We start from the raw sequence: 16,034 nt of genomic DNA, 5'->3' as shown, positions 1-16,034 counted from the left end.
ATAATGATAGCTGATTAAATGACATTGGTCAAGGCAATTATAAGCTTGATGTATAAGGGTTTGTTAATAGTTAGAAAAAATCTTGCTTTGTAAAATGACCTATTCTAAATTAAACATTTGGGGGAGATTCTGGGGGAGGTTTTTAAACAAGCGCGGACAGGCGTTTCTTGATTTTAAATGAGTAAAAAGAGAAGGCGCATAAACCTTCTCTTTCCTATTACTTCACATCCACAATAATATTTGCGCTTATCTTATGACTTTCAAAATTCCTAGTCTGAAAAGTAATCATTTTCGTTTCAGCGTTTGCGCTTTGGATAACCCCTGTAAAGTCTTCGTATTTTCCTCTGTTATATGTAGTAACCGTAATCTCATTTTTAAACTCCAATGCATCCGCTAACTTTTCCGATAACTCTATCATCTTGTCCTCTGTCAAGTTAGGTTTGTTGCTTGCAGATTTTTTCTTTTTCGGTGGTTTTGGTATAGCAGTCACCTTTATCCCCTCCTAAGAACATTTGTTTCATACTTACATTGTATAAGAACATTAGTTCCCATTCAAGGGAATTGTGTTATTTTTAAGCTAATTTCTTATAATAATCCGTTTACAACGTAAACAATATATGCTATAATATAAATATAGAAAGGAGGTGAAGAAATGGAGGATGTAAGAAATATAGTCCTCATCATTACAGGAATCATCGCAAGTTTCAAAGCCCTACTTGAGATTTACGACAGATTCACTGATAATGACAAGGACTAACCACCGAGAGGGGCTTAGCCCCTCCCTATAAATATTATACCACATTCTCCATAAACTTATGAATAGGTTAAATAGCACTGACTTATTGGCGTTTGTTTTAATGACGATACTGCTTTTAGAAATTGACTTTAACAACATGACTACATTAAGCTGGATTGGATTAGTAGTAAGTGTATTATGGTTTATACTCTTTATTATTAAAATAATATTACCAGCAAAGGAAAAGAAGTGATGCAATGAAGGATTTACCGAAACTTTATTCTAAAGCCGACCTTGCTCGGCGTTGGAATGTAAGTAGACAAGTAGTTAAAAATTGGGAGTTAAGACATGATGATTTTCCGCAACCAGTTATGTGGGTGCATGATAACTCCCTCCCTCTTTATTTAGAGGAAGACATCAAAGAATACGAAGGGAAAAGAGGGTTGCCAAAGGAGGGATCGAAATGAAAATAGGCATGCGTAAGCCTAGCCTTAAAAAGCGTGTAGCTGCTAGGACAAGCATAAAAAGGCAAGTTGTCCATCGTGCAGGCGCAAAAATGCCTAAAGGCTATGGATGGGTACGCAATCCTAAAAAAGCAGCATATAATAAGGTATATAATAAAACAACATTTGATGTATTTAAATTGATTAAGAAGTTGTTTAAATAAATTATAAAAAGCCCTGTAGTAAGGGCTTTCTTTTTTAATAAACTTAATAAATCACAAAAAATTTTCTTGTCTTACCATTTTCTCAATATATTTAACAGCTTTCACTTCATTTTTTTGTTTATATGCATAAAACTTATGTAGTAGCCTATTAAATTCATTAGGGATGATAGGCTTCCTATGTTTATAAATAGATTTATGTAGATCGTTAAAATAGTCTATGGTATATAATTCATCTAACTTTAAAAAAGATGGTTGATCTAGAGGGGGAAAATATTTCTTTATCTTCTCGTTCGAAGGATAAAGTAACTTTTTCTCTTTCCCTCTAGTCGATGATATGTTAAGAAGATCAAGAGTTCCGTTATTTTTATCTATTACAAGAAATGGTCTTTTCGCATTACATGGGGTTCCGTTAGCAAACGGAAGTTGAAGAGCTAGTACATAACCAGGGGTAATCAAGATATAATTAACCCTTGCTCTTTATCCATAGTCACCGTATATACTTCATCTGAACACTTCAATTCTCCCAGTTTTGCTAATATCTTTTCGTCTAAGTGTATTTCACTTGAGTTATAATAAAATGTGACCCCATTTACTACTTCGTAATTCATATCATCCTCATTCTCGCAATATGCTTCTAACATTTGTTTTACGTTTCTCACATCTTCCAAAAACAAACCATCTAACGGATTAATAACATTTTTTTCTCTTATATAACGTCCAGGCTGATCAGTTTGCGATTCTTTAAAAGGCACTTTCCAACTAACAAATTCATGATTCAAATCCGAAAGTTCTTTCGCGTTCATATCGCCGAATATTTCTGACGTTAAATTTAAAGTATAGTCGACTTCAGGGCTGTTAAATCCTTCAAAATCCTCTGCTTGATCTACTAGTTGATCTAACTCGTTTCTATAAGTCAAGCGAACATCGTTAATAACAGTTCCGTTTTCGTAAGCCTTCATCTCTTCAGAGAATAATATTTTATTGTGATTCGCATAATGAATAAGTTGAGAAAAATATAACAGCTTCTGCAATTTCATATTGCCATCAAAAGTGTTCCTAGGGGAATCAAGTTTATGCTTTATAAACCACTTAGCGACATCAATCGCTTTAACTTCTCCCAAAACTATACCTCCTCGAAATTTCAGAAATTTTATTCAAAATAAGTCTATATGCTTATTATAGTACAAAAAATTAATTTTTAAAACATAATTAGCTAATTTTAGGTAATTTTTGGTACATTATCATCTGTTTATTTACTAGTATATGCACCAATTTCATTTAATCCACACATCCATAATGCATTCAAAAGGCAAACGTTGCCCAGCTATACTTATGTATTTATTTTGTTTATTGATACTGGTTATTTTACCTTTTGCCTTATAAAAATTATGCATATCAAAATACTTTAATTCGACAGTTAAATCATTAGCTACAGCCATCAGTAATTTTGTGTTTATTTCCTCTTGTTGTTGTTCATCTAATATGGGTTTTTCCTTGTGTTCTTGTTCTTCCCACATCTCCTGCAACATCTCTATATGTTCTGGCATCATGATAGATGTCCATTTGATTGTACCTCGATCATTAACCATTATGAAACAACCTTCTTTCTTACTTTTCCAGCGGATAAAATATTTTCAATGTTAAATGTTCGCACTTGTTTACGATAAAAGCAATAGGCTAAAATACTATTTTCTTTAATTTCAATTACACGTATATAACGCTCTGTCAACTTATTATCGCTATCTATATAAAAAATGATTATCTTTTGTTTACTCTCTATAGACCGTTTAAATAATCCTAACATGATCGCACCACCTTAGAACGTTTGTTCTTATTATAGCATAAAAAGGAACGTGTGTACGTGTTATTTTATGGAAAATGTTTTTGTTGCCCACAACCTTAAAGGATATATAATAGCACTAACAAGATTATTACGTGCTGGAGGTAATGCAATGCCTAGACTTAATTTAAAACCAGGGCAAACATTCAACCACTGGACACTGGTTGAAGAAGCACCTAAAAAAGGTACTGTTAGGTACTGGAAATGTAGATGCGAGTGTGGTGAGGAAAAGACTATACGCCAATCCTCTTTAACTAGCGGAAATTCGAAATCGTGCGGTTGTAAAGCCACGCCTAAAAAAGGAAATGATTTAGCCGGAAAACGATACGGAAGGTTAACTGTAATTAAAAAGCTAGATTATAAAATAGACGGACGTATCGCTTGGCGATGTAAGTGTGATTGTGATACTTATGTTGATGTTAAAGGCATTTATTTAACCACCGAAGAAACGAAGTCCTGTGGTTGCTTAAAACGAGATCAAGATAAAGTAAATCTTAGAGATATGTACAAAGCTAGTTATATTGATGATGTCAACGTCTCCCTTTTAAAGTCTAAGCTACGATCAGATAATAAAAGCGGCGTTAAAGGCGTTTATTATAATTCAAATAAAAAGCTTTGGAATGCTTACATAGGAATCGGCGGCAAGCGATTAGATTTAGGCAGTTTTAAATCCAAAAGCGCTGCTATAAAAGCAAGGAAACAGGCTGAGGATAAGTATCACAAACCTTATTTGCAAGGGCACGATGAAAAAAGATTGAAAAAGTTTTAATTATGCATTGACATGCGTTATCGCATTTGTTATATTATAGATAGTTAATAAATGCGATAACGCACTGGAGGAAAATAAAATGAGAAATAAAATCAAACAAGAAATCATTAGAATTGAAACTGCTCCAATTGTAATTGACGGTAAGGTGTTAAAAGGGAAGCAAAGAATGTCGGACTTTATCGTTGAAAATTTAGAAGGGATTACAGACTTAGGAATGGAACTATACGAAAAGAATCCTAATGCTACTGTTTACCAACTCGCTTACAACTCATTAAAATTAGCTTATGGAAATTAAGGAGGGATTAACATGAATAGAGATCAAAAATTTGGGCGTTTGTTAGCAATAGCAAATGTCCTTAGCAACAAAGTATTCGAAAGTGGTAAGCCGTCTATTGCTCAAAAGCATATGACACGTTTTAGTAAGAAGCCTGCTATGGCTTTCGAAAAAATCCATGCCGAACTTATGGAGTACGCTCCACAGTTTGGTCGGGACGAAATGGAACTGTTTAATATGTTTCAAGAAATTATTGCCGACATGGACGAAAAGGAGTTTAATAACGAGGATCTTAATCCGCAATATTTGCAGGCTTATTATAGCGAACAAGATGCGCTAAATAACATGATTGGTGTAGAAGAGGCTGCAAAGATACTTAATCTATCACCAGGCACAGTAAAAAACCATTGTGCAGAAGGTAAAATAACAGCTAAGAAAATTGGTAAGACGTGGATAATCGACAAGAGGACACTTAATAAGTAAATTCAAGCCTACCCCAATAAAGGAGCAGGCTTTAGCTATTACCTTTTATAAATATAAACCCCAAACAAACCTATGAGTATAAGCCACAACCACCAATATTTAATTAAAAGTTGTCCTTGAGTTAGATTTATAAGATCACTAATAAATTGCATGGTATCAAATCCTTTATTCAATTGCCCCATCCAACTAAGGAGTAGGCTTTTAAATATTTATAACAGGAATACTCTAAATGATGTCGGGCAAACTATTAAAGGATCATGAATTACCCCCATCTCCGTACCTCCCCTCTAAATGAGGGGGGCTTTTTAATATCAATACACGTCTTTCTTACGGACCCAAGACATAATGCCATCCAGTAGCACACGATCTGATTTAACCTGTTTAACCGTGTATGAGTTACCTTTAACAAAGCTTGCAATAGACTCACCCGTTGCAAATTTGCTTGCTGATTTTTTGACGGTTACTTTCTGACCGACGCGGAAACTTTTCGCATTGCTTGCCGACTTGCTTACGCTTTTTCCTCCTCCGTTTAGTCTGCGATTTACTTCGTTTTTTACTTCGTCGTACACTGCTTGGTTAACGCCTAATGACTTACGGCGGTTAGCATGTCCATTACCGTGTTTACCGTCGATGACCTCTCGAGCCATCTGACTGACTGATTTTCTCGGTATTGACGGTATAGGAGATTTTCTCTCTCCCTTCAAACGACTATTTACCTCATCACGTACTAAATTATACTCAGCTTGAGTAATCCCTAATGATTTTCGTCTGTTGTCGTGCCCGTCACCATGTTTACCTGCTATTACTTCATTAGCCATTTTAGAGATGGATTTACTTGCTGGCTTGCTAGGTTTATCAGCTACGGTTGTGCCATCCAAATCTTTAAATTTAACCCCATAATAACGACAAATAGCCTTAGCATGTACTCTAGTCATATCTTTTACATATTGCTTTTGTTTGCTACCAAACACTAAATCAAAGTCCTTGTCACCAGACATAAACCCATTTTCAACCAAAACAGCAGTCATCTTTGTTTCACGGCATATGTGCAAATTAGTCCAGCTATTAGGTTTAGATGCATGCAAGCCATTACCATGCGTGGAGTAACCAGCCTTTGTAATCTCGTCCACAATGATATTAGCCAGCTTTTTGGCATCATTTGCAGTATGCCAATAAAAAACACAACGCCCGTTAACGTCGGGGCTTCCGTTGTAATTAGCATGTAAAGAGTAAACTAGATCAACGCCTTTTGCGTTATAGTAATTGGTCCGTGTGGTTAAACCTACGTCAGGGCTAAAAGGCTTTTGTTTCATCAACGTCTTAAATCCGTTATGCTTTAGTAGTTTGTCTAACTCCACCCCAAGCTTAGAATTAAAATCATGCTCTGCGTAACCTTTTCCGTTTTTATACACTCCCTTACTAGGCGGAAATGTATTAGACCCATGCCCAATGTCTATCGCTACCACTTTAGCCATATTATTTCATCCCCCGATCACGCAAAAACTTATCATTATGCTTACCTTTTTTAGTTACGGGATTATCCTTATACCATGTATAAATAGCCATAACTACCGCCGCAACGGTTGATACAGATTCGTATATTTGATCTTCCGAAAACGGTAATGGATTCCACCCGAATAAAATCAAAGCTTGGTTAAGCAATAAAATCCCTAATACTACTAATCTAATAATCGCTTGTTTCATTTAAAATCCTCCTATTTTTTTATTTTTTAAAGGAAAAACCTCCCATTCTGTCGATAATGACGTAGAAGGGAGGTGTAAAAGATGTCTTTAATCCGTGGTGATATAGCTTCTAAACATAAAGATGAAGCTAAGAGCGACATAGGTAGAATAGTCTATCAACATTTTCAAGAAAGAGACAAATATGAATCTGAAGAAAAATTCGCATCTGATTTGTCTGAAAAAATTATTGATAAAATATTTATTCATAATGCATTTTATACAGAAGAGCTAGTCGTAAAAATGCTTAATGATCTACTTAGCGAAAAGTAATTTCTCTCTCTTTCCTTGCATTTTCGCTATCAAATTGTTTTTTTTACCAAGAATTGGAGGTTGCGTTGTTTGCGCTCCTCCGATTCTTTTAATCTCTTAACCTCTTTTTCAAGCAACAATAGTCTACTTTCCATTTCCTTTTTATCCACGTTCTCACCTCCTTAAAATTTAGCAAATAATAAAGCAATCGCACCGCCTATAATTCCCGTAATAATGGCGGATACAATCGCTTTTGTTATCATACGTCTAATCCATTTAGTATCGTCTTGTATGGATGTGAGAGTAGCTTGTAATGATGTGATTTTTTCGTTTTGTTTAATGTCGCTAAATTTCAAGTTTTCGACATCCGTTTTTATGGTCGTAACACTTTGCTTTAAATCATTAATATCTTGTTGCGTTTTCTCCCTCCACATATCCATATTTTCCAGCTCCTCTTTTGGTTTCATAATTAGCCCCCTGTTACATAAAAATAACGCCATTTAGGCTCGGAAATATTTTTCTGTTCTCTTTTTCTTTTCTTGTAATAAAGCGATTTGCGGTTCTAATTCTTCTGCTGTTCTCGCTATTTTTCTACCGTCTATATAAACTTTCATTTCAGTGTTTTCGTTTTGTTGCTCCATAGCCTTTTTATACCCGTCATTAAAGCCTTGTAAGTAGTCACTCATTTGGGACATCTTCCTCCCCACGTAATTCTTTTAACTTCCGTTCTAATTCCTCAATTTCTTTTTGCTTTTCCTGCTCTTCTGTCGGTATTTCGATTTCCTCTCCGTCTTTTACCTTTAATAACGGATACCCACCCGTCAGCACTAACTCCGTCTTATCAATCTGATCAGCTACGTAATCATCAACATAAAACTGAAATCCTTTACGCACCGGTACAGCACTATTACCGACTGTTACGCTATCTACTATATTTCGATCATCAACCGCAAAAAATACTTTTGTGCGGTTATTGGTATCATTGTTATCGTAAATTTTAATATCCAATATAATCACTCCTTTACACAAAGTCAGTTAGGTAGACTTTTTCCATTACAAACCTCATATTTTCCATTCTGTTCCCCCAACCGCTAGTCCAACCTATTTTAAAGGTTACGACCCTTGTATCGTATTTCGGTACACCCAAGTCCACGATAAAGTTTTTTAACCCTTCTACGTCTTTTTCGAGTAATTCAAAATACAACCTATCATTTATATTATCGCTAGTGTCTTTCATCACGTGTACGCTGAATTTCGCACCTGCATATTTTCTAAATCGGAAAACGAGATATTTCGCCGAGTGGGTGAACTCGTATTTGTTAAAAGCTACCGCTCTAATACCATCCCTAACATCTTCATAATCTTCTAGACTACCGTCTAGCCCTCGCCCGTCAAGAGACCCCTTAACGCCTCCATATATTTGTGTTGCACCCTGTATATATGTGCCTCCTGGTCTAAAAGCCTCAAATCTGACACCGGATCGTTTAACCCTTCCACCAGTCATATAGTGAGGGTCACTGCTAAAAACCGGATGGTCATTGTTAGACAACCCGTTTTGCATTGCGATTGCGCCGTCTGGTCGTACAATTCTAACGCCTCTCTCGTCTATAATGACGTTACCATCACCAAGTACGCCTCGTTTAGCGTGTATCTCACCGCTTAAATATGCGTTAACAAAACGTGAGTTACCTTTTAAATCAAGCCATGATACTGGATTACCTTTACTATCATATTGCACGAGTCCATTTGTGCCGTCCCACTGTATACGTGCACCATTAGCAGCAGTACGAATAGGTACAGACCCAACATCGATAATCCCTTTTTTAATGTTGCTTGCGTTTTCCGCAAATTCTTCCGCTTGCCTACGTGCTTCTTCGGCTTTTTCTTGTGCACCTTCTGGCGTTTCTTTTGTGCTAGGGTCGTAACCGTCAGCAAATTCCGTATTGTTATCCACTTTATTAGGACCTTGTGGTCCTCGCTTTCCGTCAAATACGTTAGTTAACGTCACATATCCCAACACAGCGACATCTTGGAATACAACCTCGCAAGCATACATTGCTTTTTCGTCGATGTCCGATGCTTGTACAGTTATCTTTTTACCACTAGCCGTCCAATCTGCGTCAAAATTACCGTGCTTATCATATTTAGTCCATGTATATTCGTAGGTTTCGCCGCTTGCGTCGGTCTCATTACCTTGGTTATAGACAACGGCAGTTAACTCCGTACTACCTATACCGTTTTTAAATACGGTTCCAGCGCTAGATACGACATTTACGCTTAACATACGTGCAATGCTTCGCCTTATTTCGTCTTGTAGCGATTGCCATACAGCTATTACTTCTTGTTCCGTGTACTCGGTAAAATCACCTAGCTTGACGTTCTTTTTACCGCGTTCTTTAATACTTCCACTAACCTCAAAAACCCGAGCTTCAACGTATAAAGGTGGGTTAAATTGCGTGTCTTTTATTTTCAGCGTATCACCGAAACGTATTTTCTCGTTTTCCATGCCGGGCACATGCTCTAAATCGGCTATTTCGGCTTCGTATTCAATTACTTCATTTATCCGTTTCTCTAGTTCGTTTTTGGTTAATGTTCTCAGCCTGTCATAAGACAATTCATCTTTTTCCGTCTGTGGCTCGTATGTGCTTATGATGTGGCGCAACTCACCAGTAACAGGGTCACGTCTACCCCATCGCTGTAGTGCGTCATAATCTTCTACCAACACCTCTAGCCTTCTGCCGTCTTTTTCCGGGCCAAGACCGATCAACGCTGTATAAATATTGTCAGTATCCTCTATACGTTTGATACTACGCAAATCCTTACCAAACTCGATTTCACGACCGCGCCACTGTCCAATTTGTTGAACTAAGTCAACGTAACGACCAGTAATTTTATTACCTTTTGTTTCGATTCTAAAATCAAGTTCAAGGTCAAATTCGGTTGCTATACGTTTAAGCATAGAGTAAGGGTCGGTGTGTTTTTCGACGTGAATTGTTCGAGAGCCTTTACCTTCAACAAGTCCAACACTCCATTCCGTTCCCCTTAAAATAGTAGCTGCCGCAGTACTTGCCGATTGGCTTTTTAACGTTTGTGGTTTAATTACTTGTGCTTTACGTAAGTCATTGTAACTAGCTTTAGTGAACACGACGATATGCTTGCTGTGCTCGTGAACCTTTTCTGCTTGCCATATCGTTAACTCTCTATATCCGCCATCCTCGTCAGGTATGATGACTTTATTACGCCCTGTTAGATATTCTGAATAATCCCGATCAGCAAATGTTGTAAACTCAAACGTTTCTGCGGTCGTTTCTAGCGACCTGTGATAATTATCATCCCAAAATTCATTGGGAGGAATGATACCTACTATCTCATCTGATTGCTTATCTATAATGTGTATCACTTTATCACCTACCTATATCTATTACGCCATTTAGCTGTTGCTTTAAAACTGTTAGATGGATGTACTACTAGTTGGTTATCGCCTTTGTGTAAATTAAAAAAAGAACCTCCAAAATCTTTTAGGTTCTTTGCGTCTTCACCGTTAATTAAAATTTCTTTTTTTAAGTTATCAAGTGTTATTTTATCGCCCGGATTAGCAATATATGGCGTTTGATCGACCGTTTCTTGCGCTAGTTTAAACACTTTTATATGCAAGATTTTAGGTGCGTAAGCTCTAGCTGAATCCGCCCATTTACCGATGTGTATTTGTACATATCGTAATTTACCCATGTACTCATTGTTGTTATCGGTAAATAACTTTTTCAAACTAAAAACGTGCTTTGTATTGTTGGCCACTCGTGTTACATAAAATTCGAATTGGTTACCAATCCTTCGCAAACGTAACATACCAAAGAAAAAAGGCCAGCCATAACTATAATTTTGTGAGCTTATTAAATAATTTTGTTGCCTGCCTTCATATCCTCCGATACGCCCCTCAGCAATTTTATTGTTTATACCTAAACTTTTATCTAGTAGAGCCATTTTTCCAAGTACGTTCATGTTTTCATCATAAGCATAAAATTCAATTCGATAAGTTTGATCTGGCTTACCAGTTTCTCCTTCAACCATCATTTCAATTTCAAAGTCTTGTGATGGGGATATTTCTTTAATCAGCGCCGGACCGTGCCATTTTTTTGTATCCGGTCCGTAACTTGGTACAGTAATACCATCATTATCTGTGCTTAGTCTACCAGCTACTACGCCACCATCTACTTTAGTAGGGGTATTGCTCCATGTATCTAATGTTTCCCCTCGTTCTTCGATGAGTAATTTCCTGGTATCTACTGTTTCCATATCAGCTTCTAAAGGGGTGCCAATCAACTGATATTCTTCAAATTGATTCTGCACCATAGCGAAAGTAACTGGCTTTAATACCTCTAACTCAAATATAGGCGATGCTGGTGCTGTACCACCGTAATTTAACGTAAGGATATCGGATGGTCTATCTTCGGGTGCTGGCGTCGGGTCGGTGGCGATGTCTCCTTTTTCAAGTTTGATACTATTAACATAAATTCCGTCCGTTTTAGAGTTCACATAAAAAGAATACGGATTGTTTGATGTTTCGTCTGGACTGTACGAGTGAGAATAAGGCATAAATTCATCACTACTGACAACTACGGTAGCTTGCCCTCCGCTGACTTTCTCCTGTCCGATATACATCGTTCCGCTACCTTTAGCCCAAATCGTAATAGTATAGTGTTGTCCCGCTAATGTTTGAGGGCGGTAACCATACGCAACATAGAAGCCCCCAAAACTACTGTCAGGGCTTGTTATTTTTATTATGCCTTCTTCAAAGGAAACCGTCCCGTTAAACGATGGGGGTTGATATAACACAAACCCTGTGGTCCCATCTGAAAAATCACTATTCCGTATTAAATTCCGCCCAACCCCATCATCCATAGGCACGGAGGAAAAAGGATAGGATTGTTCTTTGCCATATGAAAAAGGGTCAAGGCAAAGGAAATTAATAGCTCCCTGTCTTAAAACAGCTATTCGCTCAAAGTCTTCAATTGTGTTTTGTACAATCGCATAATAAGTGCGCCCTGGCTCATCATCAAATTGTAAAGGTGCTGGCTTATCCGTTATTAACCACTCGGCTAATTCATCTTTAATTCGTAGTGCATGGTTGTCGTCTTTAGCAACGTAAGCAATCGGTTGGATAAATGATATAGGTTCTATTTCAGTTGACGACAAATGTCCTCCCGGCATACCGGGTACAGTCAATATATTCCTTTGCACAGGAGTAAAAAGAGGTTTCGTTCTGCCTCTTGTCATGTGCAACCATGGTTTTCTTATTCCGTTAAAAGTAAATGATTTCTTAGGCAAAACTTTCCCTCACTCTCTTATTCCTTTTTTGTATTTCTGTTACAGTTGGTTCTATGCCTCTACCTAGTGATCTACTATCCAAATACACATTATTATCCTTAGCAAGTATCTGCATCAAAATATTGTTTTGCTCTAATGTTGCATCTAGTAAGTCCTTGGTGTAGTCTTTATCATTTCTGCTCGGCGTTTGAGTTGGAACCTCAACCGTTGTTTTACTATCTTTAGCATTTAAAGCCAACAATGCCATAAACTCATTGTTTCGTAGTTTACTTGGCTCAACAAGGCTTTGCCAGTCTTTAGTACCTTGCGCATACCTTGGTACTGACTTTAATATACGTTTAGTCTCTCTTGCAGGTAATACGTGCGTACCCTTTGGTAGATTAGGGTATAGAGTTGGTCTGTCGGCACTTAAAAACATCTTGCCATTAGGTAATCGTGCTAACTCATTACCAGCATTTAATCCTTTACCATCACCGAGTACCGCATGCCCTCCTGGGTGTCCGCTTGGTGGTGTGCCATGCGCCCAAAACTTTAGCTTACTCAATCCTTTACCAACAAAATTAATCACTTTAGTTACAGGGTTTTCTGCTTTTTTGTTTAAACTCGCAATAGACCCCTTATCATCTGCTTTAACAGGCTTTTTAATCATTTCCATTGCGCGTTTATTTAAGTCATAAATGGTACGCATGTCCGTTACCTTAACTTCTTTAGTAACGTCTTTACTGGCTTCTTTGGTTCTCTTTTCTTCTCTTTTAATTCCTTCATCTGTTTTTTTGTTGTTATTGTCGATCTTCCCGCCTTGGTTATCAAGAGCTTTAGAGCCTAGGTTTATTTCATCTTTAACTTGATCCCACAGACCTGCTTCTTTTAGGATTTTTACAAGCACATCGTCATTTTTACCGATTTTAGTATCTAAAGCTGATATTTGATTCCTGATTTCTTGCTTGTTTGCTCCCTCTTTTTCTAAGTTTTTCACTAACTGATTTCTTGTTTCTAGGAGCTTGTCATTTTTATTTTGTATCTGCTTTACAATGTTGCCTTCTTCTACTTTGATTTTTGCTGTTTTGGCTAAGTCCTCAATCTTTCTTTGCTTTGTTTGCGTTAATTTAGATAGCTTGGTATCCAATAGGGAGTTAATGTTGTTGTAAAGACCTAATTCTTCAAAAATATACAACTTAGCTTCCTGTTGTTTTTCATTAGAAGCTACCAACTTGTCGTAACGCTTTTGTTCTTCGGTTGTAAGTTCTCCGTTTTTCTGTCGTTTCTGTTCAAGCGCAAGAATTTCTTCGTTGTTTTTTACAATGGATTGGTCAAGTTGTGCTAAGCCTTTTTGACCTTCGGCGTTTATACCAGCTTGTTTTAATATAATATTTTGCATTTCTTGCTTCAATGCAGCAATTTTTGCGAGTTCTTGTTCATCTTCTTCTATAGATTCGCGTTTCTTGTTAATTTTTTTTTGCAAGTATTCAACGGCTTTCGCGTGGTCACCGTTTTCAATATCCATTAATGCTGTTAATTCTTGTTGGAGTAACTTAGCTTTATCCGCTTCAATCGTCCTGTCCTGTAATAACTCATTAATTTCCTTTTGGCGAGCTTTGTTTTCTTTCATGGATAATTCAGATGCTTGATTTTTTATACTCATTTCGTCTAACAAACCATTAAGCTCTTTTTGTTTGTTATTAATATCTTGTTGGGTATTTGCTTTTTCAGAAAGTGCGGCCGATAGTTGACCTTCTAATTCTGTTCTGGTCATTTCGTATAACGATTCAACATACTTGTTTACAGCATCAGTGTTCTTCGCAAACGCATTACCTTGTTCGCTTACATTTGTTTTAACATCTGGTGTCTGGTCAATAATGTTTTCATTAGCTTCGAATAGTTTTTTTAGTTCATCTTTTGATAATCCAGATTTTTTAGCAAGGTAATCATATTGTTTTTGTAACTCAGCAATTTCACCTGGGTTACTAGATTGAGAAATCCTGATATTTAAATCATTCAATTCCGCTAATTGTTCATTGCTTATTTTCGCTTTACTTGATAATTTATCAAAAGTTTCAGCACTTTTATCAAGTTCTATTGCTTGATCATTTAACGATTTTGCAACATCGAGATTAGCTTCTTCCGTTTTTTTGGCATTTTGCACCAGTTTATATACACCGATAGATAATCCAGCGACACCAGCTATAGCCAACCCTACAACACCAGCTCTTGATAAACCAGAAATTGCACCCAACGTTCCAGTTCCACCTGCTTTACCAAGTGTTTTTGTGAGATTTCCACTAACCTTTAAAATGCCGCCAATTCCCATTGATACTTGTCCTAAACCAATTGCAGCAGGACCGACAGCAGCCGTTAAAGCTATTAATTTTAAAATGGTTTGCTGTTGGCTTTTTTCCATTTCACTAAAGGCTTTCGCGCCATCTTCGATCTTTTTAATAAATGGCTCTGATGCTTCTATTGCGTCTAAAACAGCAGGAATCAAGGCAGCGCCTAGGGTAATACCAATATCTTTTATTCGGTTCATCAAAATCTTCATTTGTGATTCCGTTGTTTTGTATCGTTGTTCTGCTTCTTTTGTTAATGCACTGTTTTCTTCCCATGCCGTAGTTGAATTGTCTACCGCTTCTGAAAGTAAGTCGCTAGCTCCAGCCATTCTCAAAATAGTATCTGCTTCACGTATACCTTTGATGCCCAAATCAGATAGGATTGTAGTTAAATTTTTTCCTTCTTTTGATGACTTATCGAGTCCCTTGATAAACATATCAAGTGCGGTAACCGGGTCTTTTTTCCATGCTTTAGCAAAATCGGATGATGATACACCTGCAGCATTTGCAAACCCTTGCAGTGACTTTCCGCCGTCACCAACAGCCTTGTCTATTTTTTTCAAGACTGTGGTCATGGCTGTTCCGCCCGCTTCTGCTTCTATTCCTAGACTGGACATCGTTGCTGACAAAGCCATGATTTGTGCTTCTGTCATCCCCACTTGTGCACCTTGAGCGGCTAAACGCATTGCCATGGACATGATTTCAGATTCTGTTGTAGCCATATTATTACCGAGAGAGACAACAGACGCGCCTAGTCGATCAAAGTCCTTTTGGCTCATGTTAACAATATTTGCAAATCTAGCAAACTCTGTTGCTGCCTGCTCTCTTGTCATATTAGTAGCTTCACCTAGATCGATAACAGTTTTTGTAAACTTGAGAATACTCTTATTTTCTATCCCAAGTTGACCTGCACTTTCGGCGACCGCCGCAATATCTGTTGCTGCTACCGGTAATTCTTTAGCCATATTTCTAATACCAGTTTCCAGCTTTTTATATTCCTTCTCACTTGCATCTACTGTCTTTCGTACTCCGGCAAATGCGCTCTCAAAGTCACTAGCCATTTTAAACGCCGCAACACCTCCAGCGACAATTGGAGTAGTTACTTTCATGGTGTAGCCCTTACCAAAGTCTGTCATTTGGCGTCCTACGGCTTGCATTTTCGTTCCAGTTTGAACCATTCCGTCAGCGACTTTATACCAACCCTTAGACTGCATATCTTGCATTCGTTGGAATTCCTTAAATTCTGCGCTGACTTTATTTAGTTCTCGTCCTGTTTCTTGGTATTTGGCTATTTGTTCATTTAATTCCTGAGAAGCCTTTTGTGCTTTTACGCTGTTTTCTCCATATTCACTAGACATGCGCTGATATTTCTTTCTGGATTCTTCGACCATTCTTGCCTGTATACGATGTCTATTGGTTAATCCCTCGATCATGACACCATACTTTTTAGATGATTTTTCCCCGCGATCAAACGCTGAAAGTTGGGCCCCCATAGCTTTGTTGGATGATTTGAGCTGCCTTTGTAATCCAGTCATAGATTTCTCTACGCCTGTGCTATCCAAGTCCACCTTAATGACCATATTACCCACAGGAGTGCCACCAATTGTCATACAGTAACCTCCTT

19 protein-coding genes are annotated in these 16,034 nt (G+C 37.5%); 7 read left to right on the top strand and 12 right to left on the bottom strand.

Features of this window, described 5'->3' with window-relative positions; all coding sequences use genetic code 11:
- Positions 1 to 217: 217 nt before the first annotated feature.
- The gene (locus BKP57_RS13785) at positions 218 to 490 is read right to left on the bottom strand and encodes a YolD-like family protein (RefSeq protein ID WP_072741755.1); all 273 of its coding nucleotides are present in this window, start codon (positions 488 to 490) and stop codon (positions 218 to 220) included.
- A gap of 325 nt (positions 491 to 815) precedes the next feature.
- Between BKP57_RS13785 and BKP57_RS22180 the strand changes: the two genes are divergently transcribed.
- From BKP57_RS22180 to BKP57_RS13775, 3 genes are read left to right on the top strand one after another with little or no spacing between them, the layout of a single operon-like run.
- Entirely contained in the window at positions 816 to 989 is a 174-nt protein-coding gene (locus BKP57_RS22180; RefSeq protein ID WP_156875339.1) for a hypothetical protein, read from the top strand.
- 4 nt (positions 990 to 993) lie between these two features.
- Positions 994 to 1,203 carry a hypothetical protein gene (locus BKP57_RS13780; RefSeq protein ID WP_072741754.1) on the top strand — a complete coding sequence of 70 codons (210 nt, stop codon included), beginning with the start codon at positions 994 to 996 and terminating at the stop codon, positions 1,201 to 1,203.
- Positions 1,200 to 1,403 (top strand): hypothetical protein, encoded by a 204-nt coding sequence (locus BKP57_RS13775; protein WP_072741753.1) that lies wholly within the window; start codon positions 1,200 to 1,202, stop codon positions 1,401 to 1,403. The genes BKP57_RS13780 and BKP57_RS13775 overlap by 4 nt, the downstream gene beginning before the upstream one ends.
- 452 nt (positions 1,404 to 1,855) lie before the next feature.
- Here BKP57_RS13775 and BKP57_RS13765 read toward each other — a convergent pair whose 3' ends face one another.
- The 3 genes from BKP57_RS13765 to BKP57_RS13755 form a co-directional block, all read right to left on the bottom strand.
- Complete coding sequence (locus BKP57_RS13765) at positions 1,856 to 2,524, bottom strand: Panacea domain-containing protein (protein ID WP_072741752.1); 669 nt, start codon at positions 2,522 to 2,524, stop codon at positions 1,856 to 1,858.
- Between the two features lie 153 nt (positions 2,525 to 2,677).
- Positions 2,678 to 2,992, bottom strand: a complete 315-nt coding sequence (locus BKP57_RS13760) for a YolD-like family protein (RefSeq protein WP_072741751.1) — start codon at positions 2,990 to 2,992, stop codon at positions 2,678 to 2,680.
- The gene (locus BKP57_RS13755) at positions 2,992 to 3,207 is read right to left on the bottom strand and encodes a hypothetical protein (protein WP_072741750.1); all 216 of its coding nucleotides are present in this window, start codon (positions 3,205 to 3,207) and stop codon (positions 2,992 to 2,994) included. The genes BKP57_RS13760 and BKP57_RS13755 overlap by 1 nt, the downstream gene beginning before the upstream one ends.
- A gap of 67 nt (positions 3,208 to 3,274) precedes the next feature.
- On the opposite strand from BKP57_RS13755, the gene BKP57_RS21730 reads away from it, so the two are divergent.
- The 3 genes from BKP57_RS21730 to BKP57_RS13740 all read left to right on the top strand — a co-directional run bounded on the left by BKP57_RS21730 (position 3,275) and on the right by BKP57_RS13740 (position 4,769).
- Positions 3,275 to 4,012 carry an AP2 domain-containing protein gene (locus tag BKP57_RS21730; protein ID WP_082240909.1) on the top strand — a complete coding sequence of 246 codons (738 nt, stop codon included), beginning with the start codon at positions 3,275 to 3,277 and terminating at the stop codon, positions 4,010 to 4,012.
- 79 nt (positions 4,013 to 4,091) lie between these two features.
- Positions 4,092 to 4,307 carry a hypothetical protein gene (locus BKP57_RS13745; protein WP_072741749.1) on the top strand — a complete coding sequence of 72 codons (216 nt, stop codon included), beginning with the start codon at positions 4,092 to 4,094 and terminating at the stop codon, positions 4,305 to 4,307.
- 12 nt (positions 4,308 to 4,319) lie between these two features.
- Entirely contained in the window at positions 4,320 to 4,769 is a 450-nt protein-coding gene (locus BKP57_RS13740; protein WP_072741748.1) for a helix-turn-helix domain-containing protein, read from the top strand.
- A 311-nt stretch (positions 4,770 to 5,080) separates the two neighbouring features.
- On the opposite strand, the gene BKP57_RS13735 is transcribed toward BKP57_RS13740, so the two are convergent.
- Positions 5,081 to 6,235 carry an N-acetylmuramoyl-L-alanine amidase gene (locus tag BKP57_RS13735; RefSeq protein WP_198034994.1) on the bottom strand — a complete coding sequence of 385 codons (1,155 nt, stop codon included), beginning with the start codon at positions 6,233 to 6,235 and terminating at the stop codon, positions 5,081 to 5,083.
- A 10-nt stretch (positions 6,236 to 6,245) separates the two neighbouring features.
- Positions 6,246 to 6,473 (bottom strand): phage holin, encoded by a 228-nt coding sequence (locus tag BKP57_RS13730; protein ID WP_072741746.1) that lies wholly within the window; start codon positions 6,471 to 6,473, stop codon positions 6,246 to 6,248.
- An 81-nt stretch (positions 6,474 to 6,554) separates the two neighbouring features.
- On the opposite strand from BKP57_RS13730, the gene BKP57_RS13725 reads away from it, so the two are divergent.
- On the top strand, positions 6,555 to 6,782 hold the full coding sequence (locus BKP57_RS13725) for a hypothetical protein (protein WP_072741745.1): 228 nt from the start codon (positions 6,555 to 6,557) through the stop codon (positions 6,780 to 6,782).
- 161 nt (positions 6,783 to 6,943) lie between these two features.
- Here the strand turns inward: BKP57_RS13725 and BKP57_RS13720 are convergent, their stop codons facing one another.
- From BKP57_RS13720 to BKP57_RS13695, 6 genes are read right to left on the bottom strand one after another with little or no spacing between them, the layout of a single operon-like run.
- Positions 6,944 to 7,228 carry a hemolysin XhlA family protein gene (locus BKP57_RS13720; RefSeq protein ID WP_083547273.1) on the bottom strand — a complete coding sequence of 95 codons (285 nt, stop codon included), beginning with the start codon at positions 7,226 to 7,228 and terminating at the stop codon, positions 6,944 to 6,946.
- Between the two features lie 33 nt (positions 7,229 to 7,261).
- A complete protein-coding gene (locus tag BKP57_RS13715) occupies positions 7,262 to 7,447 on the bottom strand; it encodes a hypothetical protein (RefSeq protein WP_072741744.1) in 186 nt (61 codons plus the stop codon).
- Positions 7,440 to 7,769: a hypothetical protein gene (locus BKP57_RS13710; RefSeq protein ID WP_072741743.1), complete on the bottom strand. Its 330-nt coding sequence runs from the start codon at positions 7,767 to 7,769 to the stop codon at positions 7,440 to 7,442. The genes BKP57_RS13715 and BKP57_RS13710 overlap by 8 nt, the downstream gene beginning before the upstream one ends.
- A gap of 13 nt (positions 7,770 to 7,782) precedes the next feature.
- Entirely contained in the window at positions 7,783 to 10,161 is a 2,379-nt protein-coding gene (locus BKP57_RS13705) for a phage tail spike protein (protein ID WP_072741742.1), read from the bottom strand.
- 8 nt (positions 10,162 to 10,169) lie between these two features.
- Entirely contained in the window at positions 10,170 to 12,086 is a 1,917-nt protein-coding gene (locus BKP57_RS13700; RefSeq protein WP_072741741.1) for a distal tail protein Dit, read from the bottom strand.
- Entirely contained in the window at positions 12,079 to 16,020 is a 3,942-nt protein-coding gene (locus tag BKP57_RS13695; protein WP_072741740.1) for a phage tail tape measure protein, read from the bottom strand. Before BKP57_RS13695 ends, BKP57_RS13700 begins: the two co-directional genes overlap by 8 nt.
- Between the last annotated feature and the right edge of the window lie 14 nt (positions 16,021 to 16,034).

The sequence above is a fragment of the Virgibacillus sp. 6R genome (assembly GCF_001895305.1).
Lineage (GTDB): Bacteria > Bacillota > Bacilli > Bacillales > Amphibacillaceae > Virgibacillus > Virgibacillus pantothenticus.
Note: the sequence above shows the minus strand (reverse complement) of the source record. Positions and strands in the feature narration are given on the sequence as shown.